This window comes from Alicyclobacillus acidoterrestris, assembly GCF_022674245.1.
Classification (GTDB): Bacteria; Bacillota; Bacilli; order Alicyclobacillales; family Alicyclobacillaceae; genus Alicyclobacillus; species Alicyclobacillus acidoterrestris.
Window position 1 is genome coordinate 4,033,201 of sequence record NZ_CP080467.1, and the last position, 26,516, is coordinate 4,059,716.

The 26,516-nt window shown below is 53.6% G+C and carries 22 protein-coding genes; 5 read left to right on the top strand and 17 right to left on the bottom strand.

Translation table 11 applies throughout. The features are described 5' to 3' along the window. Positions 1-25: 25 nt before the first annotated feature. The 11 genes from K1I37_RS19840 to K1I37_RS19890 all read right to left on the bottom strand — a co-directional run bounded on the left by K1I37_RS19840 (position 26) and on the right by K1I37_RS19890 (position 13,276). Positions 26-1,054 carry a LacI family DNA-binding transcriptional regulator gene (locus tag K1I37_RS19840; protein ID WP_021298086.1) on the bottom strand — a complete coding sequence of 343 codons (1,029 nt, stop codon included), beginning with the start codon at positions 1,052-1,054 and terminating at the stop codon, positions 26-28. 235 nt (positions 1,055-1,289) lie between these two features. Then, positions 1,290-2,648: a GH1 family beta-glucosidase gene (locus tag K1I37_RS19845; RefSeq protein WP_021298085.1), complete on the bottom strand. Its 1,359-nt coding sequence runs from the start codon at positions 2,646-2,648 to the stop codon at positions 1,290-1,292. Between the two features lie 86 nt (positions 2,649-2,734). Continuing rightward, positions 2,735-3,709 (bottom strand): ABC transporter ATP-binding protein, encoded by a 975-nt coding sequence (locus K1I37_RS19850; RefSeq protein WP_242215953.1) that lies wholly within the window; start codon positions 3,707-3,709, stop codon positions 2,735-2,737. Further along, positions 3,670-4,698 (bottom strand): ABC transporter ATP-binding protein, encoded by a 1,029-nt coding sequence (locus tag K1I37_RS19855; RefSeq protein WP_242215954.1) that lies wholly within the window; start codon positions 4,696-4,698, stop codon positions 3,670-3,672. The genes K1I37_RS19850 and K1I37_RS19855 overlap by 40 nt, the downstream gene beginning before the upstream one ends. Then, positions 4,667-5,617 (bottom strand): ABC transporter permease, encoded by a 951-nt coding sequence (locus tag K1I37_RS19860; RefSeq protein ID WP_021297092.1) that lies wholly within the window; start codon positions 5,615-5,617, stop codon positions 4,667-4,669. The genes K1I37_RS19855 and K1I37_RS19860 overlap by 32 nt, the downstream gene beginning before the upstream one ends. Then, positions 5,614-6,603, bottom strand: a complete 990-nt coding sequence (locus tag K1I37_RS19865; RefSeq protein ID WP_242215951.1) for an ABC transporter permease — start codon at positions 6,601-6,603, stop codon at positions 5,614-5,616. The genes K1I37_RS19860 and K1I37_RS19865 overlap by 4 nt, the downstream gene beginning before the upstream one ends. Positions 6,604-6,683: 80 nt before the next feature. Continuing rightward, positions 6,684-8,351 carry an ABC transporter substrate-binding protein gene (locus K1I37_RS19870; RefSeq protein WP_242215955.1) on the bottom strand — a complete coding sequence of 556 codons (1,668 nt, stop codon included), beginning with the start codon at positions 8,349-8,351 and terminating at the stop codon, positions 6,684-6,686. 169 nt (positions 8,352-8,520) lie between these two features. After that, entirely contained in the window at positions 8,521-9,540 is a 1,020-nt protein-coding gene (locus K1I37_RS19875) for a LacI family DNA-binding transcriptional regulator (protein ID WP_021294994.1), read from the bottom strand. 476 nt (positions 9,541-10,016) lie between these two features. Then, positions 10,017-11,000 (bottom strand): inorganic phosphate transporter, encoded by a 984-nt coding sequence (locus tag K1I37_RS19880; protein WP_021294993.1) that lies wholly within the window; start codon positions 10,998-11,000, stop codon positions 10,017-10,019. A gap of 12 nt (positions 11,001-11,012) precedes the next feature. Beyond that, positions 11,013-11,624, bottom strand: coding sequence for a DUF47 domain-containing protein (locus K1I37_RS19885; RefSeq protein ID WP_021294992.1), 612 nt, complete (start codon positions 11,622-11,624; stop codon positions 11,013-11,015). Between the two features lie 260 nt (positions 11,625-11,884). Then, the gene (locus K1I37_RS19890) at positions 11,885-13,276 is read right to left on the bottom strand and encodes an amino acid permease (RefSeq protein ID WP_081653918.1); all 1,392 of its coding nucleotides are present in this window, start codon (positions 13,274-13,276) and stop codon (positions 11,885-11,887) included. A 218-nt stretch (positions 13,277-13,494) separates the two neighbouring features. Between K1I37_RS19890 and K1I37_RS19895 the strand changes: the two genes are divergently transcribed. Together K1I37_RS19895 and K1I37_RS19900 are read left to right on the top strand one after the other, a co-directional pair. Then, positions 13,495-14,139 (top strand): DUF2306 domain-containing protein, encoded by a 645-nt coding sequence (locus tag K1I37_RS19895; RefSeq protein WP_021294990.1) that lies wholly within the window; start codon positions 13,495-13,497, stop codon positions 14,137-14,139. Positions 14,140-14,231: 92 nt separating this feature from the next. Next, positions 14,232-15,209 carry an aldo/keto reductase gene (locus K1I37_RS19900; RefSeq protein WP_021294989.1) on the top strand — a complete coding sequence of 326 codons (978 nt, stop codon included), beginning with the start codon at positions 14,232-14,234 and terminating at the stop codon, positions 15,207-15,209. A 109-nt stretch (positions 15,210-15,318) separates the two neighbouring features. Here K1I37_RS19900 and K1I37_RS19905 read toward each other — a convergent pair whose 3' ends face one another. From K1I37_RS19905 to K1I37_RS19915, 3 genes are all read right to left on the bottom strand, one after another. Beyond that, positions 15,319-15,978 (bottom strand): SGNH/GDSL hydrolase family protein, encoded by a 660-nt coding sequence (locus tag K1I37_RS19905; protein ID WP_021294988.1) that lies wholly within the window; start codon positions 15,976-15,978, stop codon positions 15,319-15,321. A gap of 27 nt (positions 15,979-16,005) precedes the next feature. Beyond that, complete coding sequence (locus K1I37_RS19910; protein WP_051189313.1) at positions 16,006-17,664, bottom strand: M3 family oligoendopeptidase; 1,659 nt, start codon at positions 17,662-17,664, stop codon at positions 16,006-16,008. A gap of 120 nt (positions 17,665-17,784) precedes the next feature. After that, positions 17,785-19,173, bottom strand: coding sequence for an amino acid permease (locus K1I37_RS19915; protein ID WP_021294986.1), 1,389 nt, complete (start codon positions 19,171-19,173; stop codon positions 17,785-17,787). Positions 19,174-19,372: 199 nt separating this feature from the next. Between K1I37_RS19915 and K1I37_RS19920 the strand changes: the two genes are divergently transcribed. Together K1I37_RS19920 and K1I37_RS19925 are read left to right on the top strand one after the other, a co-directional pair. Beyond that, positions 19,373-20,143 carry a GntR family transcriptional regulator gene (locus tag K1I37_RS19920; RefSeq protein ID WP_021294985.1) on the top strand — a complete coding sequence of 257 codons (771 nt, stop codon included), beginning with the start codon at positions 19,373-19,375 and terminating at the stop codon, positions 20,141-20,143. 113 nt (positions 20,144-20,256) lie between these two features. Next, positions 20,257-21,186, top strand: coding sequence for an ArsR/SmtB family transcription factor (locus K1I37_RS19925; RefSeq protein ID WP_021294984.1), 930 nt, complete (start codon positions 20,257-20,259; stop codon positions 21,184-21,186). Positions 21,187-21,241: 55 nt separating this feature from the next. Here K1I37_RS19925 and K1I37_RS19930 read toward each other — a convergent pair whose 3' ends face one another. Genes K1I37_RS19930 through K1I37_RS19940 form a run of 3 tightly spaced genes read right to left on the bottom strand, consistent with a single transcriptional unit; the run spans position 21,242 to position 25,480 of the window. Further along, positions 21,242-22,783, bottom strand: coding sequence for an AMP-binding protein (locus tag K1I37_RS19930; RefSeq protein WP_021294983.1), 1,542 nt, complete (start codon positions 22,781-22,783; stop codon positions 21,242-21,244). A gap of 36 nt (positions 22,784-22,819) precedes the next feature. Next, positions 22,820-24,250 (bottom strand): MFS transporter, encoded by a 1,431-nt coding sequence (locus tag K1I37_RS19935; RefSeq protein WP_021294982.1) that lies wholly within the window; start codon positions 24,248-24,250, stop codon positions 22,820-22,822. Positions 24,251-24,301: 51 nt separating this feature from the next. Continuing rightward, entirely contained in the window at positions 24,302-25,480 is a 1,179-nt protein-coding gene (locus tag K1I37_RS19940) for an acyltransferase (RefSeq protein WP_031217777.1), read from the bottom strand. Positions 25,481-25,669: 189 nt separating this feature from the next. On the opposite strand from K1I37_RS19940, the gene K1I37_RS19945 reads away from it, so the two are divergent. Then, on the top strand, positions 25,670-26,494 hold the full coding sequence (locus tag K1I37_RS19945) for an SGNH/GDSL hydrolase family protein (protein ID WP_021294980.1): 825 nt from the start codon (positions 25,670-25,672) through the stop codon (positions 26,492-26,494). The last annotated feature ends 22 nt before the right edge of the window (positions 26,495-26,516 follow it).

Below are 26,516 nucleotides of genomic sequence, written 5' to 3' on the forward strand. Positions count from 1 at the left end.
ATCCGCTTACAAAACGGATATACCCTTATATCTGGGTTCTGTTCAGGTTGCAGACTGTGTCCCGTACTATCAATTCCGTCTCCACGGTCATGACACTAGGTGGTTTGCTTGACGTGTTCATGAGTTCCAAAAGTTCCTTTGCCGCCCGTTGCCCCATTTCCTCCGTATTCTGGCGAATGGTCGTCAACGCCGGCGTCACATATCTCGCCAAGCTAATATCGTCAAAACCAACAATCGAAACATCCACTCCAGGGCGATAACCGGCCTCCGCGATAGCTTTCATGGCCCCAATGGCCATCATGTCCGACGCACAAAAGATAGCGGTCGGTAACTCTGACGCACCCAACAGTTTTTGAAACGCCTGGTACCCAGAGGGTTCCGTAAAGTCCCCTGAGATGACCCACTCCGAACGGTATGGAAGTGCCCACTCCTGAATTCCCAATTGATACCCAAGCATCCGGTCGTGTCCCGGTTTCGTGCCAAAGCGATCACCAATGAACGCAATCTTTCGATGACCGTTCTCCACTAAATATTGAATCGCTTTTCTCGCGCCACCCACGTTATCAGAGCAGAGATAACTAGCCCTTGGCCCGAACAGATCTAGATCTACAGAGACAACGGGAATTTGGCTTCTCGACAAAGCGCCCAAGCCGGGGTTCGTCCGCGGAACGCCAAGAAGAAATAGCCCGTCGACGTCACGGTGTTTGGCCCGCGACACGAATCCCTGCGTCGCACTATCCTCCCGCAAATCTGAAAAAAACAGTAAATCATAGCCAGTAGCGCCGACGACATCTTTAAAACTGGCAATGACGTCATGCAAAAATGGATGTCGAAAGCCACTGTTGACATGATCTTGAAAGAATACGCCAATCGTCATCGAGCGGCGCGTGACCAGACTGCGGGCGACGGCATTGGGCCGATAGCCCAGTTCGTCCGTGATGCGCTGGACTTTCTCACGCGTCTTCATACTGACGTCTGGATATCCATTCAACACTTTTGATACGGTTGTCGCCGAAACACCAGCTCGTTTCGCAATATCGTATATCGTGGTCATAGGCAGCTTCCTTTTACATGGCCCGATTGAATGCGCTTGCAACCCTGTACACAGCACAGCGGCCTGAAATCGCTTTCGACAATACTTATATTCTCTATCTCACACGACATTCCTTCTGATGTTCACAAAAAATTTCGTTTTCTACAGTGGTTACTTCGCTTGAAACATCGACAGCATACCGAACGATTCGGTATGCTGTCCGCCTGATTGGCCACATCTCATGCATTTTCCCAGGTCAGACACTGAGCGCCCGGTGATGTGCGATTTGGCCACTATACCACTTGCCGCTATCCTTGACCGTACGGACTTGCGTATCGTAATCCACATACACCATACCAAACCGTTTGGAATACCCGAAAGCCCATTCGAAATTGTCCATAAACGACCACAGAAAATATCCCTTGAGGGGACCGCCCTCATCGATAAACCGCTTGGCTGCCTCTAAATGGTCTGCCACGTAATGGATGCGCGGCTCATCGTGAATGGCACCTTCGACCAACTCATCCTGAAACGCAGCGCCATTTTCCGTGATGACCAACGGCAAATCGCCTGTGTAATCACGTCGCAACCAAGTGAGCAAGCGATACAACGACTCAGGGTGAATCTCCCACCCCATGTCTGTCACGCGGTTGGCCGGTGGTGGAACCACCTCACTCTGCAAGTGCGCATTCGCCGTTCCTGCTCGAAACACGTTGCGCGAGTAGAAGTTGATGCCAAGGAAATCGATTGGCGTCGAAATCATTTCGAAATCGCCCGGTTGGATAAAATCAAACACACCCAACTGTCCCTCGACCCACTCCACCATATCCTGCGGATAGTGACCTTTCGAAATCGGTTCGATAAACCAGCGGTTGGCAAAACCGTCCTCTCGTTTTGCGGCCGCTATGTCCTCTGGTTTGTCCGAAGCGGGATCCGCCCAAGTAAAGTTCAGCGTGATGCCAATCTCACCTTGGTACCCACCCCCCCGATACGCCTCTACGGCTTTGCCGTGCGACAAAAGAATGTGGTGCGCAGCGGCGTATGCTTCCCGCCAATCGCGGTGACCGGGTGCGTGGTGGCCCAACCCGTAACTCAAGAAGGACGCGCACCAAGGTTCGTTATGCGTAATGAACTTTGGAACCAAGTCGCCGAGTTCATCGAACACCTTTTTCGCGTACTCGACAAAATAGTCGACAGTCGCGCGGTTCGCCCAGCCACCTTCGTCCTGAAGGTATTGTGGCAAATCCCAGTGATAGAGCGTGACGGCCGGCTGAACGCCGTGTTTGTGTAGCGTTTCTAGCACCCTGCGATAAAAATCTATGCCCGCCTGGTTGTACACGCCACGTTCGGGAAAGATACGCGGCCAGGAAATCGACAGCCGATAAGCGGGAATGCCGAGATCGGCCATTAATTGAATGTCGTCTTCGTATCGATGATAGTGATCACATGCTACATCACCAGTGTCACCTTCGAAAACACACCCCGGCGTGTGAGAAAAACGATCCCAAATCGATTCACCACGGCCATCTTCCTTCACCGCGCCCTCGATTTGATAGGCAGCAGTCGCTGTGCCAAATATGAAATCGGACGGAAAGTCGATAAACGGTCTAGTCAAGATTCCACATCCTTCATGGTTCTATCATTCCTGATGCGCTTTCACGACCGAACAAAATTGCGATATAGCCAAACGCCACAATCCGTTTAAGCGAGGTCTTCTGCGTAATGGCAGGCCACGTGGTGGTCCTTGGCCAATTCGCGCAACCCTGGCGTCTCTTCGCGGCACCGGTCTTTCACAAACGGGCACCGGTGCGCGAACGGGCATCCCACTCGCCCTTCCAACAAGTTCGGCGCTTCATTCGTCGTCTCTGGCAGCGGAATACTCCAGTCGCTGCCCGGTGTCGCCGCGAACATCAGCCGCGTGTACGGGTGATACGGCTTCTCCAACAGCTCCGCCGACGGCGCCGTCTCCATCACGCGCCCGCCGTACAGCACCATAATCCGGTCGCCAAAGTAGCGGGCTGAGGCGAGATCGTGGGTGATGTACAAATACGACAAGTTGAAGTCCCGCTTCAGTTCATTCATCAACTCCAAGATGCCCGCACGAATCGACACGTCCAACATCGATATCGGCTCATCCGCCACGATGAACGCTGGGTTCACAGCGAGCGCACGGGCTATCGCCACGCGTTGGCGCTGACCGCCAGACAGCTCGTGCGGAAACTTCGCCCGAAACTCGTTCACCGGCGTCAGCCCGACACGTTGGAACAAATCCTCTACTTGTTGCGAGATCTCCGCATGGCTGCCTCCACGATATTTCTTCAAGGGGAACATCAAGTGCCGCTCCAGCGTGCGCACGGGGTTGAGTGACCCGAACGGGTCTTGGAACACCATCTGCGCCACCTTCCGGTACTTCGTCAGCGCCGTCCCTTTGATGTGCGTCACGTCCTGGCCTCCGACTTTCACCGTACCTTCCGACGGTTCCAGGATGCGCACCAGGGAACGGCCGATGGTGCTCTTACCACTGCCCGACTCTCCCACCAGCGCCAGCACTTCTCCCTGCTTGATGCGAAAGCTCACGTCGTCCACTGGTGTGATGAACGCCTGCTTCCCCTTCTGCCGGATTGGAAAACGGATTTTCAGGTGGTTGACTTCGATAAAGTTTGTCTGCTCGGCCATGCCATGTTGCCTCCCTTCACTTCGTCGTACAGGTGACACTCCACCAACGCGTGCGCCAACTGATGCAACGCCGGGCGCACTTGCTTGCACGCCTCCGCCGCAAACGGGCACCGCGGATGGTATGCGCAGCCTTTCGGCAGGTGCAACAAGTCGGGCGGATGCCCGGGTATCCCTTGAATCTCTACCTCTTCGTGCGTGAGTCTGGGGATGGCCCGCAACAGTCCCTCCGTGTACGGATGGTGTTCTTGACCGAGTTGCAACGTCTTCGCGTCCGTGTTCTCGACCACGCGCCCTGCGTACATAATCGCCACGCGCTGGGCGAACTCCGCCACCAAACTGAAGTCGTGGCTGATGAACAAAATGGCAAACCCGCGCTGCTTCTGCAGCTCCTGAATCTGGTTCAGAATCGACCGCTGCACCACTACGTCCAGCGCCGTCGTCGGTTCGTCCATAATCACCAGCGACGGTTCCAGCGCGATGGCAATGGCGATAACAATTCGCTGACGCATACCGCCCGACAACTCGTGGGGATAGCTGCTCAAGTACTTCTGGTCTATGCGCACCAGTTTCAGCAAGTCCACCGCCCGCTCCCGCGCCTCTTTATACGACATCGAGGGTCGGTGGCTCCGGAACGTATCCACGATTTGCTTCTCTATCGTCATCACGGGGTTCAACGCCGTCATCGCGCTTTGGAACACCATCGCCATCTCGCTCCAGCGAAACGTCCGCAGTTCCTTCTTGCTCATCGAATAGACGTCCCGTCCGTTCACGCGGATGGTCCCTTTCGTCAACCGGGCGTTGTTCTTCATCAGTCGCATGATGGCGTTAGCCATCGTCGATTTCCCCGACCCCGACTCGCCTATCAACCCGACCACTTCGTTCTGGTACACCTTCAGGTTGACATCGCTCACCGCCTGCACTGGTCCAGACACCGAATCATAGACGACGGATACATCATCAAGCTCCAATACGGGCACTCTTGCGTCCACGGCGTTTCCCTCCTTGTTCCTGGCGTAACCGCGGGTTCGTGATTTGGTCGATACTGAAGTTCATCAGGACCAGAGACAGCCCCACGAGTGCAATGCCAAGCCCCGGCGGCACAAACCAGTACCAAGCGCCATTGAGCAGCGCGCCGCCCGATTGCGACCAGTACAGCATCGTCCCCCAACTCACCGAGTTCACGCTCTCGAGTCCGAGAAAAGCCAGGCCCGATTCTGCCAGAATCGCACCCAAAATCGCGAAAATGATGTTCGACGCAATCACACTCGTCATATTCGGGATAATTTCCGTCACCATGATGCGCAGCGACGATGCCCCCGAAAGTTTCGCCGCCGTCACGAATTCCCGTCCGCGCAGCGACATTGCCTGTGCGCGAAATACCCGCGCCCCCCAGGCCCAACCGGTCAACCCGATAATCAGCCCGTTCAATAGCGGCGTCGTGCTCTTCACCAGCGACTCCACCACAATCAACAAGGCCAAACTCGGCAACACGAGGAAAATATTCGAGATAAAGTTGAGAATGTTATCTATCCAGCCACCGTGGTAGCCGCCCGTCACCCCGAAAATCAAACCAATGAACGTCGAGATAAGCCCTGCGCCTACCCCCACAATCAGCGTCGCACGCGTACCGAAGATGAACTGTGAAAAGATATCCTGACCGGTCGTCGTCGTCCCCAACAGATGTTTGGCGCTCGGGGCCAGGTTTTGCGTAAAGTTGGTCGACAGCGGGTTATACGGCGCAATCAACGGTGCAAACACCGCAATCACCACGAAAATCAGAAACAAAATCACACCGATAAGCGATTTCCAATTCCCAAAGAACATCCGGAGCATATTTGCGTTTTTGCGCCGCTTGGCCACAGGCTCCGCAATGGGTTCCGTCGGCGACGTAATCGGTTCCGTCATCATACGGCCGCACCTCCCGTCCGAACGCGTGGGTCGAGTCGGCTATACAGCAAGTCAACAATCAAGTTGGCCAACAGCACCGCCAGGGCAATCACCAGAAACGCGCCCTGAATCAGCGGGTAATCCTGCTGTAAGACCGCCGCGTTCAGCTGCGCGCCAATCCCCGGGTACGAGTACACGACTTCCGTCAGAATCGAACCACTCACCACGTTGCCGATGGCGATCGCGAAACTCGTGATTTGTGGCAGGATGGCGTTGCGCGCGGCGTACATCATCACCAGCCGCATCGGTCGCACACCCTTGGCCTCGGCAAAGGTCACGTAGTCTTCACCCAAGGTCAAAATCATATTGTTGCGCATGCCAATCAACCAACCGCTGAACGACCCCAGGAAGATGGTGATGGCCGGGAGAATCCCGTGTCTCAACGCGCTTAGGAAAAACGCCCACGTAAACGATGGTGGCGTGTCATCTGCATAGCCATGGGCAATGGGAAACCACCCAAACTTAAAACCGAACACGTATAGCAAAATCAGTCCTGTCCACATATACGGGGCTGCCTGAACAAACAGCGACGCAATCGGCAGCGTCGTGTCGAGCACCTTGCCGCGCCGCCAGGCGATGAGGATGCCAAGCCCTGTTCCTGCGAACACCGAGATCAACGTCGTAATGCCGACCAATCCCAGTGTCCACGGCAAGCTCTGGCCAATGACGGTCGTCGTCGGCGTCGGGTAGTAGGTAAACGAGAGTCCCCAGTTACCGGTCAACAATCCTTTGAGGTACGTCACATACTGCACGAAAATCGGTTGATTACTGAATCCAAACTGCAATTCCAGTGCGTGCATGGCCTGTGGCGTCAGGTTGTTCGAGAACTTTGCGAACATCGCCTGCGCCGGATCGCCAGGCATCATGCGGGGCAAGATGAAGTTGATGGTCACAGCCGCCCACACCGATACGACGAAAAAGATTAAGCGGTTCACCACATATCGCATGATGCTTCCCCTCCACAAGTAACGCGTCGTTACACTTGGGGGGTTGGGCGGGATTCACGCCCGCCCAACCGCAGCCCAGATTAATTGGTTGGTTTGAGGTGCATAATCACGATGCCAGCTGCCGGCCACGACCATGGTGCCGGGGAAACGTATGGGTTATCCGCACTCGGCCAACCGGTGTAGTTCTTGGTGCTGTACTCGTACCACGTGCCGCCATAGAACAGCGGGATAGCCGGAAGTTGCTCTGCGGCAATCTTCTCGAACTTATACATCGCCTCTTTTTGCTTCTGCGGGTCAGATGTCGACTCGAATGCCTGGAAGGCGGCATCCGTCGCCGGATCATTCCATTGTTCGTAGTTCATACTGCCGTGCGAAGCGTACACGTTCTCGTCGATGTAATACGGGTTCGGACCGCCGCCGGACGATGCGATGGCCAACTGGAACTTGTGACTCTGCAGCGCCGCTTCATACCCTGCGTACTGCATCTGCTGCACGTTCACTTGAACACCCAGCTGTTTCAGGTTCTGCGCGATAATCTGTGCATCTGCGTCCCAGTCGGTCCAACCCGAAACCACCGCCAGGTTGAACGAAAGCGGTTGCCCACTTGGCGATACGAAGATGCCATTGCTGTTCTTCTTGTACCCCGCACCCTCAAGCAGCTTTTCTGCCTGCGCGGTGTCGTAGGTAAACTTCTGGTCTGCTGCCGGCAAATTCGGGTCTATCCAGTCCTTGTTCGTCGGCAAAATCGTCGTCGGGCTCGCAACTTGCACATATCCATACTCGCCCTTGTTCGCCAAGTCGTCCCGGTTAATCGCCAAACTCAACGCCTCGCGCACAACCTTTTGGCTGAGAATCGGATCTTTCAAGTTTGGCAGTAGGTTGACCACATTGTTCGGCGGGAACCAGTACTTGTTGTTCGGGCTCTTCGACGCGTAGACTTTGTCGATGTTCTGGATGAACTGCCCTGCCCAATCCACTTCCCCTTGCGCCACGGCCAAGTTTGCGCTGTCGTTGCTGTTGTAAGCCGGGAAATTCACTTCCGGAACCGGCACCTTGCCGCCGTAGTAATCTGGGTTCGCCTTCATCGTGTAGTCCTGCGGGGAGAACTTATCCAGGATGAACGGTCCAGTACCCACTGGGTTCGGGTTCGTATATTTCGCTGGGTTGCCCACCGTCGACCAGATGTGCTCTGGTACGATAGGTTCCTGCTCGATGTACATCGCGAACGGAACGTCCGCCTTCTTGAAGGTAAACACGACGGTGTCGTCACCTTGTGCCTCGACGTTAGTCAATTCCGACCACACGCCGGAGGTGTCAATCGCCGGGTACTTTTTCAGCAGGTTGAAGGTGAAGACGACGTCCTTAGAGGTAAACGGCTTTCCGTCTGACCATTTCGCTGCCGTGTTCAACTTGACGGTCAATGTTTTGTTGCCGTTGCTCCAGGTTGCGGTCTTGCCCAACAGCGCATATTGGTTGGAGCTGACGAGGCTATCGTAAAATAATGGCTCATAAATAAATCCGAAGGTCCCGCCATTCGCGGTGGTCTGGTACTGGAACGGGTTGAAGTTGCGCTGGAAGCTGCCGTACGGCGCCGGAACGATGGTCATCGGCTTACCTTGAGCTGCCGTGGTCTTACCCGATCCGACAGCATTTCCGCCATTGGTACTACCGGTTCCACAACCGACGAGAGAAGCTGTCATCAATGCCGCTGCGCCAGTCACGACGCCTACTTTCCATTTGCTGTTCATGTATTTGTCCCCCTATCATACTGTCTGACACTGAAGGAAACCGAGCTTTTGTCAACCAGCACACCACCCCCTAAAAGATTCTTTCGATTCAAAATAAAACTGATAATTGCATTCGCTTACATATGAACCCTTTCAAGCGAATGCGAATTCTGTATTCGTATTCATCGGATCATGCGATGTTCCTGACTGTCCCTCGAACGACCAAGCTGGTCTCCACGGTGATGACACCAGGCGGTTTATTCGTGGTGTTCATCAATTCGAGCAATTCAGTCGCTGCACGCTGGCCCATTTTGTCCGTATTCTGCCGTATTGTCGTCAATCCAGGTGACACATAACGGGCGAGTTCAATATCGTCAAAACCGACAATTGAAATCTGTTCTCCGACATGGAGACCAGCCTCCGATATCGCATTCATCGCGCCGATAGCCATCATATCCGATGCACAAAACACCGCAGTTGGCAATTCCGCCTCGGCAAGCAGCCGACGCATCGCCCGATAACCCGACGTTTCGCCAAAGTCCCCTTCGAGTATCCACTCCGGCCGGTACTCTAGTGCGTGCGCCTGCAGCGCTTCTTGATATCCGAGCATCCGATCATGGCCCGGTTTCGTGCCAAACCTGTCGCCAATGAAGGCAATTTTCCGATGGCCATTGGCCACCAAGTGGTCGACCGCCTGACGCGCACCACCTACGTTATCTGAGCACAAGTAACTCGCTTTCGGACCAAACAGATCTAAATCGACTGAAACGGTCGGAATTTGACTGCGAGAAAGCGTCGCCAAACCAGAATTGGTTCTCGGGACACCCAAGAGAAACAGTCCGTCCACATCCCGCTGTTTGGCCCTCGACTCGAAGCCCCGAAACACGCCATCATTGCCCCGATGTTCGGTCAAGAACAACAAATCGTAGCCAGCTTCACCAATGCTGTCCTTAAAACTGGCGATCACGTCGTGCAGGAAGGGGTGCCGAAACCCTCGATTTCCGTGGTCCTGAAAAAAGACACCAACTGTCATCGATCTCCTAGTGACCAAGCCCCTCGCCACAGCATTTGGGTGATAACCTAGTTCAGCGGTGATCTGCTGGACCTTTTCCCGGGTTCTCGCACTCACGTCCGGATACCCGTTCAGGACTTTAGACACCGTGGCCACCGAAACACCCGCTCGTTTCGCAACATCGTAAATCGTGGTCATAGGCAACTTCCTTTGTACACCTTAGTTTCTGCGGTGTATCACGGATACTCCAGCGCCGAATTCCCCTAAACGCCGAAATCGCTTTCGCGAATTTTCGCGTCTCATCCGCTTCTCGCTGTCTGACATACACATTCTAGTTAAAAAAAATGCCCCGTGCATAGCACCAAATCTCGTCTGTATATCAATAAACTTATGAGATATGTCAATACTATACTATGTGCGAAACCGTTTTTCCATACGAAAACGCACCTAAAATGAAAGCGTTGTACTAAATTGCGGTCGAAACCGTTTTTTGATCCCGCCTGCAAGCCGCAATTTGTGGAGTCACCGCCGCGAATATTTTCGATTTCCCGAAACATGTGTCAGCGTATCGCGGCGCCAAAACCAAAGACAAAAAAACTGCAGCTCCCGGGCATCGACATCACGATGCAACGTGGGCAAACTGCAGTTTGCTTTATGGCGAATTACACCCTGGATTACACGAGAAACAATCGAACAATCATGGCCGCAAGACACCCGCTGATTGGAATCGTAATCAGCCACGCAATCACGATTCGACCTGCGACGCCCCAGTGAACTTGGTTAAACCGTTTCGCGGCGCCCGTCCCCATAATCGAGGAGGAGATGACATGTGTCGAACTGACCGGCAGTTTCAAAAGTGTAAACCCGAAGATGATAATGGAACTGGTCAAGTCCGAAGCAAAACCATTCATCGGCTCGATTCGAATAATTTTCGACCCGACCGTTTTGATGATTCTCCAACCACCCGTCGCAGTTCCACACCCCATCGCAACAGCACAGACGAGCTTGACCCAAAATGGAATGTTCATGGTCGTCTGAAAGCCACCTGCAATCAGGGCGAACGTGATGATACCCATGGTCTTTTGGGCGTCGTTGGTTCCGTGCATAAAAGCTTGGACACCAGCCGTAACCATCTGCAAGTAGCGAAATGGCCGGTTGACCCGATGCAATGACCGCGCCCCAAACAGCAGCCGAAAGATCCACATGATGACGTAGCCCAAGCAGAACGCCGCAAGCGGAGAAATCACCAGCGCTTCAATAATCGATAAAAAGCCCGAATAATTGATGGCGTGAAAACCAGCGGCCCCAATCACGGCGCCCGAGAGTGCGCCGATCAAGGCGTGCGATGAAGAACTGGGTATGCCGACGCGCCAAGTGAACAAATTCCAGGCAATTGCCGCGATGATAGCCGCAAGCACGACGATAGTACCATGCGGGACATGCAGCGGATCCGCAATTTTACCACCGATGGTCTTGGCCACACCTGTGAACGTCAGGGCACCGATTAGGTTCATCGTACCAGCTAAAAAAACGGCAAAGCGCGGAGATAGCGCCCTCGTCGAAACACTCGTCGCAATTGCATTGGCTGTATCGTGAAAGCCATTCGTGAAGTCAAAACAAAGAGCTAAGATTACGACGAGAACAATCAGTGCCAACATGTAACATCCCGCCTACGCATTCTTTAAGATGACGGATTCAAGGACATCTGCGACATCCTCACATCTGTCTGTCACATCTTCGAGGATCTCGTACACTTCCTTGAGCTTAATAACCTCCAAGGCGTCCGTGTATTCGGCGAACAACGTTCTAAGCGCTGCCACAAGCAACTGATCCGCATGCTTCTCCAACACGTTCAAGGCCTTAATATGATCGCGGATCTGAACCAGTTTCCGGTCATGCAATTTGCGAATCGCTTCCGTGATCTCGACGGCACTCTCGCGAATATCTTTCGCGAACTCGCGCATCGTTGGGGTGATTTCCTTGATGTTGTACAGGTTAAAACGAACGGTTACCGCGTATATCCCGTCGATAATATCGTCCATCGTGACCGCCAGCTCCACAAAGTCCTCTCGCTCGAGCGGCGTAATGTAAGTGTTATTGAGCAAGGTGATGAGGCGTCCAATCAGGTCATCGCCCGTCTCTTCGTACGTCTTCATCCGCGTGGCCAGTGAGCCAAAATCGGTTGTCGATGACAGTTCCTTCTCAAACGTCTCCGTCGCCGTTTGAATGTTTTCGGCAATTTCGACCAGGAACGAAAATAGTTGCGTGCTGCGCTTTGCCAAAACTGAGTCCCCCCAAAATGACATCCGTCGATAAGAAACTACACGAAGTTCGTAAAGTGTTCTTTAAGAAATTATTAAGATATTGTAAACAAGCACCCTTTCCACCTCGGCCAGTAGGCGAATGTCTATACAAGATGCCCCGCAACCACGAAGGAAATTGCAGGCCACTCGCCATGCGACGCCTTTCCAAGGCCGACCTTATCATCCTCGCAGGACGGTCAAACTTTGTCAAAGCGTGTCACAGAGATCAGAACTCTCGATTACTCCGCGGTGTCAAAGTCGCATTCCTGAAGTGGAATCACCTTCGTCTTGCGCACCAGTTTGTACCCAATCCAGAGAACCAGGAACAGTGGCACGCCCACATAAGTCGCAACGACGCCCGCCCATTGTACGTGGCCGCCAGTAAACGCAGTGTAATCTTGACCCACGATGACAACAATGCACAAAATCGTCGCGAACAGCGGCCCAAACGGATACCATTTTGCGCGGTACGCCAAATCCCGCAAATCTCGCCCCTGTGCCACATAGGCTCTGCGAAAACGCCAGTGGCTAATCGCAATGCCCAGCCACGCGAGAAAACCGGTCAAACTGGCGGCGTTCAACATCCAGTTGTACACGACCCCGTTGCCGTAGAGCGAGGCCAAAAATGCGACAAATCCAATGACCATCGTCACAATCAGTGCATAAATGGGAATCCCTCGCCGCGTGAGCCGCGCGAACACGCGTGGCGCCTTCCCTTCTTTCGCCAAGGCCCACAACATCCTGGTCGAGGCGTACACAGCCGAGTTGCCCGCGGACAAAACTGCGGTCAGAATGACCGCGTTCATCACCGACGCCGCAATCGCCAGCCCCGCTCGCTGCAAAATCAGCGTAAATGGGCTGACCGCCACATTGTTCACGTCACTTTTTAGCAAGTTCGGATCCGTATACGGAATCAACATGCCAATGACGAAAATCGCCAATACGTAAAAAATCAAAATACGCCAGAACACCTGCCGGATGGCGCGCGGTACATTTCGCTTCGGGTCATCACTCTCGCCAGCCGCCAAGCCAACCAACTCCGTGCCCTGAAACGCAAATCCAGCAGCCAAAAACGTGCTAAACGTCGCTAGTGCCCCGCCGTGAAACGGCGAGCCGCCCAGGTTAAACGTATGAAAGCCGACACCGCGGCCTGTGAACACACCAAAAATCATCAGCACGCCGACCACTAAAAACACGATGATGGTCAAAACTTTTACACTGGCAAACCAGAACTCGCCCTCTCCGTACCCCCGCACCGACACCACGTTGAGCAGCAGCAGGAGAACGAGGAAAATGGCGCTCCACAGAATCGAGGAAGAGTTTGGAAACCAATATTTCATCACAATACTGCCCGCCGCCAATTCAGCCGGCACCGTCACCGCCCACGTGTACCAATAATTCCAGCCAAGTGCGAAGCCGAGGGCCGGATCGACAAAACGAGACGCATAGCGCTCGAAGGAGCCCGCAACGGGCATAAAGGTCGCCATTTCGCCAAGCCCCGTCATCACGAAGTAGACCATGATGCCAACGACCATATACGCCACCAGTGCGCCGCCAGGCCCCGCGTCGCTGATGGATGATCCACTTGCGACAAAAAGACCGGTCCCGATAGCGCCACCAATTGCAATCATGGACAAATGGCGCGACTTGAGCCCCCGCTGAAGATTTGTTGCTGACGTTTGCGCCGTCGTCTGTACCTCGCGAGGGGATCCATTCAGTTTGGTTTTCACTTGCAATCCTCCATATCACTCGCGAAAATGCTAAAGAGTGCTGTTCTGAAACAATGACCCAAATTACTATAGTAGATTCCGCATAGTTATGCAGCAAGGAATTTGTTGGAGGTATCGCCTTGTACCGATGGTTCCTGGGTGGTTTGTCCGCTCTCGCCGTATTCTGGGTGGTGAACACAATGCTCACCACATTTGTGTTCGATCCGGCCGACATCCACATCCTCATTCACAAGCAGTTACCGCCACACTTTCACCGCCATTTATGGCAGGGTGTGCTGGGGCTACATGTCATCTCGTCGTCGTGCACAATGCTGCTCGGCCTCGTCGGATTTCTTCGGCGACCGCTCCCTCTCTTCCGTCGAATCCATCGGGCAAACGGATATATATACATTGGCGCAGTTTGCATCGCCGCGCTGAGTGCAGGTTATTTAGCACCACAGGCAACAGGTGGGGAATGGACGAGTTTCGGATTCAACGTGTTTGAGGCCGTCTGGGTCATTACCACCGCGATGGCATACATCAAAGTCCGTAAACAACAGCGACGCGCGCATGTTGTGTGGATGATTCGCAGTTATTCACTCGCCTATTTCAATACCGGCATCCACCTATGGTTCATGATTCTCCACCGCGCGTTTTCTATCCCATATGATGTCGCCTACACCAGTTCCGTCTGGTTGGCGGGGCCAACTGTCCTCCTTCTCGCCGAATGGGTGAATTGGCGTTTCGTCCGACGCACCATTACACCCGACCGAAATTTTCACTAAATGCTCATCCTGCTAAAGCGATTTCTTTGATTCTGCGCCGGCGTTCGATATCATAGAATTGCTAGGATCATTCTAGAAACTGAGGTGAGATGATGGAGTACACAAAGTTGGGAAGAACGGGTCTGAATGTCAGCCGTCTGTGTCTGGGCACGATGAATTTCGGCCCCGAAACTGACGAAAAAGAGGCATTCCGCATCATGGACGCCGCGCTGGACGCAGGCATCAACTTCTTCGACACGGCCAACGTCTACGGCGGTGAAGGTCATCGCGGGCGCACCGAAGAGATTATCGGGCGCTGGTTCGCGCAAGGCGGCGGTCGACGCGAACGCGTCGTGCTCGCTACGAAAGTCTACAATTTCATGGAGGATCCGCTCGATGGCCCGAACGGCGGACGCGGCCTGTCCGCGTACAAGATTCGCCGCCATTTGGAAGGCTCTCTTCGCCGCCTGCAGACGGATCATGTGGAACTCTATCAAATGCACCATGTCGATTTAAGTGTTGGTTGGGACGAACTGTGGGGCGCCTTCGAGGTCGCGATTCAGCAGGGGAAAGTCGGCTACATCGGGTCCAGCAACTTCGCTGGGTGGCACCTGGCCGTCGCACAAGCCGCTGCCAAGGAACGCCACTTCCTCGGCCTCGTCTCCGAACAACACAAATACAACCTCCTCACGCGCGAACCCGAATTGGAAGTGTTGCCGGCGGCACTCGGCCACGGCATTGGCGTGATTCCATGGAGCCCGCTTGAAGGGGGCCTGCTCGGCCGCAACGCCCTTACGAAATCCGGAGCGCGCAGTGCCCGTGCACAAGACCGCGTGGAGAAACTGCGCCCGCAACTCGAGGCGTTTGCCAACCTCGCCAAGGAACTCGGTGAACACCAAGATACCATCGCTCTGGCTTGGTTATTGACGCACCCCGCAGTGACGGCGCCGATTATCGGCCCACGCACGCTTGCACAGTTGGAAGACTCTTTGCGCGTCGTCGAACTCAAGCTCACTGACGACGTCCTTGCAAAACTGGACGAAATCTTCCCGGGCCCCGGAAAACCGGCGCCAGAAGCTTACGCCTGGTAATCCTGCAACGCGGTTAAAACTCACGAGACGCATGCACGTCAAACACCCCCGCTTGGGTCGCCGCATCGTCGGCGCCAAACGGGGGTGTTCGTCTGTTCAGGCATTAATATTATGGCGTACCTTGCCAATCAAACCCTATGGCAGCCAAGAAGGCGCGCGCAATGACGACGTGCCCAGCCAAATTTGGGTGGACTCTGTCTCGCGACCACGCTGCCGTATACAATTCGGACAATACCGCGTCAAATGCCGCCTGCACATCGACAAACGTGGCACCGTGCTTAGCGGCGACGGCGCGCATCGATTCGCCATACGCATCCACCATGCTCCGCATGGCATCGCTTTTGTTCGTCTCTAGATAAAATGGACTGAGTAGATAGACGTGCCGAACGACTGGTTTCGTCGATGCGACCAGCTCGTCTAACACCGACTCATAGGTCTCGCGGTGAACGTGCGCCTCCAGCATAGTCGGTTGGTCAAAGTGTCGCCAGACATCGTTGACACCGATCATCATACTGACGTAATCCGGTTTCTGGTCCAGCACATCCGCTTGCCAACGCGATTGCAGGTCGAGCACCGTATTGCCGCCAATCCCTTTATTGACGACTCGGATCACGTGAGCCGGATAGGCTGCCTTCAAGAACGCGTCGACGACACTGACATATCCATTGCCAAGTGCTTCAAATGCCCCTTCCCCACCTGGCCTTTGGCGACCGCAGTCCGTAATCGAGTCGCCGATCATCAACAATTTGCTCCTAGGCTCCAGTTGCATCTTTTGCCTCCCTGCCCTTCAGAAACACTAGAATTGACGGTCGTCCACACCGTCGAGCCAAGCTTCAATCTGCCCGATGACGGCAGCTACACAGCCGTTCTCAAATGGTGATTGCAATCCACCTTCGCGAACAATTTCCAGGAACGACTGACTTCCACCTATCTTGCAGATCTTCAGATAGTCCTTCCAGGCCGCCTCGCGATTTTCATTTGCCCGCGTCCAGTACTGAAATGCGCAGATCTGGGCAAGCGTGTAATCGATATAGTAGAACGGATAAAGGTAGATGTGTAGCTGTCTCTGCCAATAACCGCCGCCCTCCAGAAAGGCGTTATCTTCGTAATCTCGATGTGGCAAATAGACCCGTTCGATCCGCCGCCAGGCTTCCTTTCTCTGCTCTGGAGTCGCATCCGGATGGCTATAGACGAAGTGTTGGTACTCATCGACAGCAACACCGTAAGGGATAAACAAGAGCGCCTCCGCGAGGTGCATAAATTGAAATTTCTCCGTCTCTTCTTTAAAGAACAAATTCATCCACGGCCAGGTGAAAAACTCCATACTCATGGAGTGGATTTCGGCAGCCTCCGACGTTGGAAATGCGTATTCCGGAACCAGGTAATGGCGGCTGGCGTAGCCCTGAAACGCGTGTCCCGCCTCGTGGGTAAGCACCGTGACATCCCCGTACGTGCCATTGAAATTCGAGAAAATGAACGGCGCCTTGTAGTCCTGAAACGTCGTACAAAAACCGCCGACTGCTTTCCCCTTTTTCGCCACCAAATCCAGCAACTCCGAGTCCAACATAAACTGAAAGAACTCGTTCGTCTCGGGCGACAACTCCGAGTACATCTGTTTTGCCTGCGCGACAATCCAGTCTGCGTCGCCCTTTGGCGCCGGATTGCCGGTCAAGAACGACAATACCTCATCGTAATAGCGCAACTGGTCTACGCCGATGCGCGCCTGTTGACGCGCTCGCAATTTTGTCGCGACAGGGACAATCAACTCGCGTACTTGCTTGCGGAAATTCGCGACCATCTCTTGGTCGTAATCCGTTCGCGTCATCCGAAAATAGCCCAGTTCAACAAAATTCTCATAGCCAAGTTTGCGGGCAATGGCCGTTCGCACGTGTACCAATTCGTCGTAAATTTTGTCGAACGTTTCGCTGTGATCCTCAAAAAATCTCCATTTCGCCTCTGCGGCCCGTTTTCGCACGTCCCTATCTGGACTCGATTCAAATGGCACCATCTGCTCAAGCGTCCACGTCTGACCCTCAAAGGTGATTTCGGCCGACGCCATCAAATCGACGTATTGGCTCGCAAGCTCATTTTCCCTCTGCAAATCAGCCATCACATCAGGACGAAACGTCTTGAGCGTCACTTCAGCGACGCGCAGCAACTGCTCTCCCCACCTATCCGCCAACTCCCGACGGAACGGAGACTCGACTATCGCCTGATAAAACAACTGATTTAAAGCCTCAATACGAGGTGAGTTCTCGTCAAAAAACTGCTTTTCCGCTTTATAAAATGCATCGCGTGTATCAATACTGTTGCGCACTTCCACCAAGTTGCTCATCGTAGACAATCGGCTGCGCAACTTGAGAATTTCCTCAATTCGGTCATTTTGAGCTGCGGCGCTCGTCGCTTCCCGCAGTTGCTGCACCAGCGACTGAAACTGTTTCTCAACCGCTTCCATATCCGGCCGCTCATAGACATACTCGCTAAACTTCAACGCGCCACGCTCCTAACCGCATCATTTGTTCACCCTTTATGAACATCCCTATCTTATCACACGACGCGCGTGACAAACTATCACCTACAGAATCCGCCGCCTTACCTTCGCGCGTAACCAATGAAATAGCCAAAGTGCGAAAAGAAAGACAACACCAGCGAACACCGACACCCTTGTCAGCGGAGACCACACAATAAACACAAACGTACCAATCAGCAAAATCATGCCGACGTAGGACCAAATGGGCACAGGCGGATCCGACACACCCGCCACACCGCGCCGCAAGAGCCTACGATAACGCACGTGCTCAAGGAGGATGACAAACCAGGTCCACAGTGAGGCAAATGCAGAGGCGCTGGTGATCCAGACGTAGGCGTGGTTGGAATCGAGATAAGTAATCAGAATGCCAACGGAAATCGCGAGCGCTGTCGTCCAGACCGCAAATACAGGCACCGCGCGACGACTTAAACGAGAGAAGCGGTTGCTGAGCAGTTCCTGATGGGCCATCGAGTAAAGCATCCGGCTGCCGCCGTAAAGGCCTGTGTTACAGGAGGAGAGGCCAGAGAGAATGATGATGAGATTGACGAGCCCGGCCGCAATCGGAATGCCCACGCGTGCAAACATCAGCGCGTATGGACTGCCGCTGTGGTTCGCCAAATACGTCCATGGGAAGGCGCAGAGCATGACGAACATCGATCCGATATAGACAATGAGCACCCGCCACGTGACCGCAGAAAACGCGCGGCGCAGATTTTGCTTTGGCCGCGCCGACTCACCGGCCTCCACGGCAAGGGTCTCGATGCCACTGTACGTCTGCACGACGAGCGACAGGGCCATCACCGTACCCATGATGCCGTTCGCAAAAAATCCGCCGCCTGTATACAAATTGGCGACGCCAAGCGGCCCGCCTTGATGAAAAAGCGGGGTCGCCATCATGAGGACACCAAACAACATAAATACACCAACCGCCAACAGTTTTAGCACGGAGAACCAATACTCGATTTCACCAAACACCCGCACCACTAAGAGATTGCTGGCGGTAAACAACACGAGCGCGCACAATCCAGGCACCCAAGCCGGGACGCTCGGAAACCAGACCTGAATCAGCTTGCCAATCGCTGAGAGCTCCGACATCACCGTCGCCACCCAATAAAACCACCACATGCCGGACGTCACGAACCCCATGCGCTCACCGAACAGTCGTTTTGCGTAGATGCTAAACGATCCCGCCGCAGGCTCTGCAATCGTCATCTCCGCAAGCGCACGCATGACGATGGCGACAATCACGCCACATACAACAAAATCCAATAGCACGGCTGGCCCTGCCAACTGCACGGATACCGCTGATCCATAAAACAGCCCGACCCCAATCACACCGCCGAACGCAAGCATTTGAATATGCCTTGTCTTCAGGCTTCTACGAAGCCCATGCTGTCGCTCATGATTGTCCATCGTTTCGCGCACGCCTGTCACGCACATCCACCCTTTCGCCTGAAACTATGACATCCCGTCGTGATGAAAAAAGTCCGATACCTTTATGAGTAGCGGTGGACGAGCGGACATAGAACAGCTGATGGACAGGATTTACAAAAACTTTACCGGAAGCTATCACGCGCTTCACACCAGCCTGTTACGCTGGAGTGTGGAACCATTCGACCAGGAGGTGTTCGGGGTGCATCGCTATTTGGAAATTCGCAACCAGATTCTCAACCGTATCCAGAACGGCGACTGGTCGCAGGGGATGCAGTTACCCAGTGAAACCACGCTGGCGAAAGAATATCACACGACCCGCGTGACCATCCGTCGCGCGCTGCAGTTGTTGGAACAGGAACACGTCCTGACCTCTCGCCAAGGAATTGGGCGTTTCGTCGCACAGTCGATGACGTCAAAGGCCGCGGAGCTAAGCCGATTAGTGGACTGGCGGCAATTCATGCGAGAGCCAAATCAAGATTTGCGCACAGTCACCATTGCCTCACATGATATCACGCTTAGCCTTGAGTACGCACACTGGATGCAGTGCCCCGGACAGACGGCCGGCTATCAGTTTGTCCAGTCCCGTATTTGTGCAAGTCAGACAGTCTCCATGTCCATCTCGATCTTCTGTCGGGAACAGCTACCGACGAAAAGTGGTGATGGCGCGTTGCTCGATGCGTTAAAACGTCGTGAGGAAATGTCGAAGTACGCGGAATCGGATATTCTCATTCCTGATGAGAGTGATCCATACGCAAACTATTTACAAGACTGCGAGGGAGACTCGGCCACGCCGATACTCATCTTGCGTCAGTTGTTTTTGGATTGGCGGCACATGCCCCTCTTTCTCCGCTACGATTATCTGAATTTACGCGTCTTCTCCTTGCACGTGACTCGCGAGAAAGAACCACCTACGCAGCACGACGTATCGCGGACGCCCCACCACGTCTTGCCTCGGTTCGCGACTTCTTAGTTGACCGACTTCTTAGTTGACCCTTGCCCGCGTGCGCCCTGAAGCGTCGTTTCGCATCCCTGTGCGTACAGGTATAATCTGTGTAAGAGACGCGCAGGAGTGGAGCGACCGACATGGGATATGAGATAGAATTTGACGCGAGTCCGGCCTATGAATTGCTGTCGAGCTTGAATCTGTTCCTGTTTAACAAGGGAATCAATGGAATGAAAAATCTCTTTACAAAGCGAATGAATGGCACATTTCGCAAGGCTGTAGCGCCACACTTAGCAGGTGCCAAACAGGGACTGGCCGCTGAAGCGCTAGCCATCCTCATCTGGCAGTGCCCCGACAAAACAGACACAGCTGCGTTTATCGACTGGTTGGCGGCGCTCGATGTCGATGAACTGCACGAGCGGCTTCATCCCCATGTCAAAAACTTATCACACCTCATTCCAAGTTTAGCGGAATGGCAACCCAAGGCTGTGCGCTGGATACAGGTTTGGCACCATCACTATTTCAGCGAATTGGAATCAAACTGGACAAAACGCGCAAAAGACGACCTCACATCGAAACAAGCCGATTTGGCGCAGACCACCAATCAGACAGAGTTCGTCGAATCTGTACTTCAGGGCGTCTATGTTGAGGCGGTTCCCAAACTGAGCAGGGTTTTGTTGATTCCAGGTGTTCACTATGCGCCGGCGAATTTGAGGATGGATTTTCGCGATACCATGCTGTTTGTCTATCCTATGTCAACGGGTGTAACGGAGTCCGGTACGCGCGTGATGGCAGATCTCTCCCGCATCACGAAGGCGCTGTCGGATGAAGTGCGACTTCTGATTCTATCCAATCTGTCCGTCACACCCGTTCGCTTTACGGACATCGCGACGCAAACCGGACTGCCGAAAAGTACGCTCCACAATCACCTGATTCATTTGCGTGACGCGGGTTTTGTCCGCGTCCATGCCCGCTTGAACAAAACGGATCGGTATAGCCTACGATACAAGGCATTTTCCGAATTAACCGAAATGCTGAGTCACTTTCAGGCACAACTTCGTTCCGAATAAGACCTGCCCATAGAAAAACCCGCCTCAACTGAAGCGGGTTTTTCATCTACCATTTTCAAGCTAACAAATGCACCTTGGTCGCATCGCGCAGCAAGTGCTTTTGTACTTTTCCGGTCGGTCCCACCGGAAGCGACTTGGCGACGAAAATTTCAGATGGACACTTGTGATGTGCCAGCGAAGCCTTGCACAACTCACCCAGTTCGTCGACCAACTTGCCGCTCGCGGCAGCCTGTTCATCGACAGGAACCACGTAAGCGACCACCCGTTCCCCGTACAGCGCATCTGGGACGCCGATCACTGCGGCCCTATCGACCGCAGGGTGACCGTTTAAAACATCTTCAATTTCACGCGGGCTCAATTTCTCGCCAGCGCGATTAATAATTTCCTTCACGCGCCCCGTGATAAACACGTAGCCGTCGTCGTCGCGGTAGCCTAAGTCGCCTGTGAAGATCCAACCACGCCACTTGGAGGACGAGTTTGCCTCCAACCCGACGTACGATTCGATGACATTCTTCCCGCGAATTACGATCTCGCCAACCTGCCCCGCACCTAACGGACGCTCTTGGTCATCCAAAATTTGCAGTTCGAGCCCGAATGGCTTGCCGACGGATCCCGTTTTACGGAGCGCCGGCGGCAACGGATTGATACAGATCTGCCCGGCCGCCTCGGTCATACCATACGATTCCACGACCGGAACGCCAATGGCCGACTCGAACCGATTTTTGATAGCAGGGGCTAGGGGGGCGGAGGCGGATCGGATAAAACGAAGCCGATGCTCCGGCACCTTGGTGTCGAGCTTCGAGAGAATCGATAGAATCGTCGGCACAGCAGATACCCAGGTCACACCGTGCGTCGAGATGTCGTTCCAAAAACGAGAGGCGTGAAAGCGATCTACCATCACAATCCGGCCGCCAGAGACCAGCGACGAAAGCAACACAATCACCTGCGCGTTGATGTGAAACAACGGCAGCATACAATAGGTGACATCTTCTTCGGTCAGTTGGTGGCTGTTGATGACATTGTCGGCCGCGTGCAACAGGTGCCGATGACGTAACAACACACCCTTGGGCTGGCCTGTCGTGCCAGATGTGAACATCAGCACCGCTGGGGCGTCGTCGTCAGGTGCGCCAGATTCGTGCGCTTCCTGCGCCGACTGCATGCTGCCATCCGACAGCGCGGTCAACACAATCGGCTCCATCGCGCTGTCGGGTGGCGCAATCTCGGTCGTACTCGAAAGCCCACTGGCTTCGAGAACACTTTGCCATGCCTCGTGCTGCGCAGGCTGTAGGAAAACGGCCTTCGCCTGCACCCGCGGCAACACCCGCTCCAGTTCCGCCGCTGGCATTTTTGGGTTGACTGGGGAGATGACGACACCGGACTGCAATAATGCAAGATAAACAACCGCAAATTCGTAGGAATTCGGCAAGCCGATGAGCACTTCATCGCGCTCGCGAAGACCAGCCTCATACAGTGTGCTGACGACGTGTAATACATCTCTGCGTAGTTCCGATGTCGTGTGCCATGTATCGTTGTCGAACAAGATAGGACGGTTATCAGCCGCCAGAGCCTTTTCTAAGGATGCTAATAGTGTGGACATGTCGCTCCCCCTCGCAAAAATGATTGGTAAGCCGCGTTAGCGCGACGAAACTTGTTGGGTGAATGTTTCTCTATCCAGTCGACCGAACGACAACTTCGTTCCAGCCTCCTCCATTTGCACCTTCGCCGTCTCTCTGCCAAAGAAGAAAAATGGCAGGTTAAACAGAATGAGCACGACGGCAACGCCGAAGAAAATCGGGCGGTTTCCATAGGTTTGCAGAAGAAACGGAATGAAGTAAGTGGTCACGACCCCACTGAGCGTCCTTGCGGTCATTTCGTTTAGGTATACACCGCGACCGCGCAACTGGGTTGGGTACTGTTCTGCAACACACAGCTTCGCCACTGGGAAGATGCCAAGACCAAAAAACGCAGTCAAACCACCAGCGAGGAACACCACTGCGGTCGATGAACCAAAGGCAAACAACAGGCACCCTGTGCTGGCCAGCACCACATAAACCGCGAGAATGGTCTTACGGCCAAGCTTGTCGGATAGGAACCCTTGGGCCACAGAACCAAACCCGGCGACAACCATCATCAATCCTGAGTAAAGCAGCGCGGCGCCGTTCCCAGTTCCGCGGCTCTCCAGTAACTTCGGACCAAAGACTTGTAAGATGTAGAACAAGATGAGCGCCGCAGTCAGTTGCATCGCCATCATTAATCCACGATTCAAAAACGGTTGCGCCACCATCGTACGCAACGGCAATCGCTCTTCCTCTTCAGACTGCGCCAGCAGCACGCGCATGCGTTCATCGGACAGCTTCGCATCATGCGGCAGCTTGGCTTCGTCCTCCAGGCGTTCCACCAACCGCAAGACCTCTACCTCGCGGTTTTGCTTTAACAAGTAGCGCGGTGATTCCGGCAGCCATAAAAACAGCGGAATCAGCAACAAGAGCGGTACGCCACCGAGGATGAAGGGCACCCGCCACGCAAAACTCGCAGGGAACGTATCCAGCGCCCACAGCGAAGCCAAATTTGGAACCACGTACGCCGCAGTCAAAATGCCGTTCGAGAACCCGACGCTGACCGCCCGTTGCCCACTGCGCACAAACTCCGACAGAAACAAATACGGCATCGGCAACACGGCACCCTCGCCGACGCCCGCCAAAAAACGAATGAACAACAGTGACCAGAAGTTCGGCATCAGTGCGCCTGCCAGCGTCAGAACCGAGAAAAACAAAATACCCAAGAGGACGACGCGGCGCCGACCAAATCTATCCGCCAACAATCCTGACGGAATCATTCCAACGACGACACCTAAGGTCGAGGAGACTGCCAGCAGACCCTGTTGCCAGTTCGAGAGCGCCCAATCCTTTTCGAGCGTGCTCAACACTGGACCGACGATACCAATGTCAAACGCTTCTGCGAGCCACACGAACGACAACAAAATGATGATGCCAACAACCGTTCTCGTCACCGGGATGCGATTGAGTCTCGACAATAAATTGACGTGGGTAGGATTTGCTGACATGCTGTCAAGCCTCCCGTATTTTTTGATGAATTTTTGAGATACGCCGCACACTCAAACCGCCTTCGACAAAGGCGCCCTCGCTGACGAACGGCGCAGACGCGTCTTCGTTCCGACGATGTAACTTACAAATGGAATCTTACCGATCAGGTAAGCGGCAAACCCTGACAAGACGTACGCCAACACCGCAGTAAACGGAATTAACACCAAATGGGCTGCACCATGGAGGTGAAGACGATTATCTATCTGTTCCAAGTAATGTAAGGCAATGGGATGCAACAAAAAGATGCCAAAACTGACGCCTCCAAAGAAACGAATCACCGGTGTGACGCGCCGAAGTCCCGGCTCCGCCATCACCCGCGTCCACTTCAGGCCAATTGACCAAAGCAAGGTCGCGACAATCAAGGCGTACGGAATCATGATGGGCTGTAAGACGTCGACCGCCTCCCCATCTGTCATGTGAAGGCCAAACCGCTCAACGAAGTAGGTCGCCCACAGGACCAAGATACCGAGTACTGCGGCAACACCGACCACGCCAGGGCGGGAACTCACCCAATTCTTTACCTGATTGTACTTGACGGATAAAGCCGCACCGGCAACAAACCAGAATTGATAGGTCAAAATAAACCTATCCCGATAGTGGACGAGAATAAACAACCACGTCGGCAGTCGGCTGACATCCAAATGATTCAATACCGTTTGGTTGAGAACCATTATGCCAATCTCCAACGCAAAGCTCACACTGACGAGCCACCACAGATGCCGTTCCAACTTGCGAACCATCTTTACAATCAGCGGGAACAACACGTATAACTGCATCGATACGAGCAAAAAGTAGAGAAAAAACTGATTCGCGGTCAACAGTGCGTGGCCAAAGCGGTGCGCCAGCGACTGCCAGGCCCAGTTAAAGTGATTTAAGTACGTGCCAGTAAACAGAATGTACAGCGCCGTCCAAGCGATATAAGGAACGGCAATCAAACTGAGGCGCTTGCGCCAAAATGACCAAACCGTAAATGTCCGATCATAGTACGTATAAAAAAGCACCAACCCCGTGATAAACATGAACGCTTCCCGCGTGAAGTGAAAGGCCATCGTCAGCAAATCCAGCGAGATGTTCGTTCTGGAAAACGCAGGGGTTTGTGCATCAAACGCCGAGAACACGTGTACAAAAATGACACCGAGAATAATACACGCGCGCATCAAGTCAACTTCGTACAGATGCTGTTTCTTCAGAGTCTACCACCTCTTCATGTAAAGCGTAGGCATCGACATGTACCAGAGTAACGGCTAAACCTTGAAGACAAATTGAAATCCAGTCCGCCAATTCAATCCTGTTTCAAGACTCGTTCGGTATAACTACACCGTCGACGCTTCTGCTAGCATAAAACCTAACCGACAAATCGCAACAGAAAGGTTCTTGCAATGAAGCCACAAAAAGTACAAAACAAGGTTCAGCGTTACAAAAAAATCCGCAACGCCGTCACCTACGTGATTTGTGCAGCCGCACTAGTCCTTGGCGGTTGGGCCTTGGCAAAAGTCCAAACGTCCAACAAAGCCCTGCTAGAGACTACACCTCCAAACAGTTTACAGGACAAGCTGACGACAGAAAAGGTGATGATTATTGGAGGATCGATGGCACATGGCTGGAAAGATCCAAACGACGACTCATATTTAAAGCGTGCATTCGCGTCGTTGAGCGACTCCACCAACACAAATTGGGTGTATGACGACAGGACAACCGTGGGCGGATCACCTGTGATCCTCCAGAAAAAGGAAACCCTGCAGACTTGGCTTAACAAGGACAAACCTCAAGTGGTCGTCATCTCATGGGGTCTGTTGAACGACGTCTACGATAAAACGCCGATGAACAAGTTTAATGCGGCATTTAAGGACGAGATCAAAAAATCTTTGGCTGCACACGCCGTCGTCCTCATTGTGACATCTCCTGTAACCAAGGCTACGGCGCTCTATGATCACGACCAAGTAGAGCAATACATCCAAAACGAAGTGAAGGACGCGAGCGCGTTCCACAGCAAAAATATTTACTTTATCGATCTCAACAGCACCATGTCGACTTACATGAAAGCCCACAACCAAACTTGGCAAATGTATTACGGAGACAGTTGGCACCCGAACCAAGCGGGACATGAACTCGGTGGGAAATTACTATATAACGAACTGATTCAGACATTTGGCACGGGACCTATTCTGTATAAGGGCAACACGGCAAAGAGCGCGCAGTCGTAATTCGATTGCAAGCTCTTTGCCT

Coding starts and splice junctions, on each gene's coding strand:
- K1I37_RS19880 (WP_021294993.1), bottom strand. CDS start 11,000: ATGTTGGCACTGATTGTTCTCGTCGTAATCTTAGCTCTTTGTTTTGAC.
- K1I37_RS19935 (WP_021294982.1), bottom strand. CDS start 24,250: ATGTCAGCAAATCCTACCCACGTCAATTTATTGTCGAGACTCAATCGC.
- K1I37_RS19945 (WP_021294980.1), top strand. CDS start 25,670: ATGAAGCCACAAAAAGTACAAAACAAGGTTCAGCGTTACAAAAAAATC.
- K1I37_RS19860 (WP_021297092.1), bottom strand. CDS start 5,617: ATGATGACGGAACCGATTACGTCGCCGACGGAACCCATTGCGGAGCCT.
- K1I37_RS19930 (WP_021294983.1), bottom strand. CDS start 22,783: ATGTCCACACTATTAGCATCCTTAGAAAAGGCTCTGGCGGCTGATAAC.
- K1I37_RS19840 (WP_021298086.1), bottom strand. CDS start 1,054: ATGACCACGATATACGATATTGCGAAACGAGCTGGTGTTTCGGCGACA.
- K1I37_RS19905 (WP_021294988.1), bottom strand. CDS start 15,978: ATGCAACTGGAGCCTAGGAGCAAATTGTTGATGATCGGCGACTCGATT.
- K1I37_RS19875 (WP_021294994.1), bottom strand. CDS start 9,540: ATGACCACGATTTACGATGTTGCGAAACGAGCGGGTGTTTCGGTGGCC.
- K1I37_RS19925 (WP_021294984.1), top strand. CDS start 20,257: ATGGGATATGAGATAGAATTTGACGCGAGTCCGGCCTATGAATTGCTG.
- K1I37_RS19865 (WP_242215951.1), bottom strand. CDS start 6,603: ATGCGATATGTGGTGAACCGCTTAATCTTTTTCGTCGTATCGGTGTGG.
- K1I37_RS19870 (WP_242215955.1), bottom strand. CDS start 8,351: ATGAACAGCAAATGGAAAGTAGGCGTCGTGACTGGCGCAGCGGCATTG.
- K1I37_RS19900 (WP_021294989.1), top strand. CDS start 14,232: ATGGAGTACACAAAGTTGGGAAGAACGGGTCTGAATGTCAGCCGTCTG.
- K1I37_RS19890 (WP_081653918.1), bottom strand. CDS start 13,276: ATGATTGCAATTGGTGGCGCTATCGGGACCGGTCTTTTTGTCGCAAGT.
- K1I37_RS19910 (WP_051189313.1), bottom strand. CDS start 17,664: ATGGAAGCGGTTGAGAAACAGTTTCAGTCGCTGGTGCAGCAACTGCGG.
- K1I37_RS19850 (WP_242215953.1), bottom strand. CDS start 3,709: ATGGCCGAGCAGACAAACTTTATCGAAGTCAACCACCTGAAAATCCGT.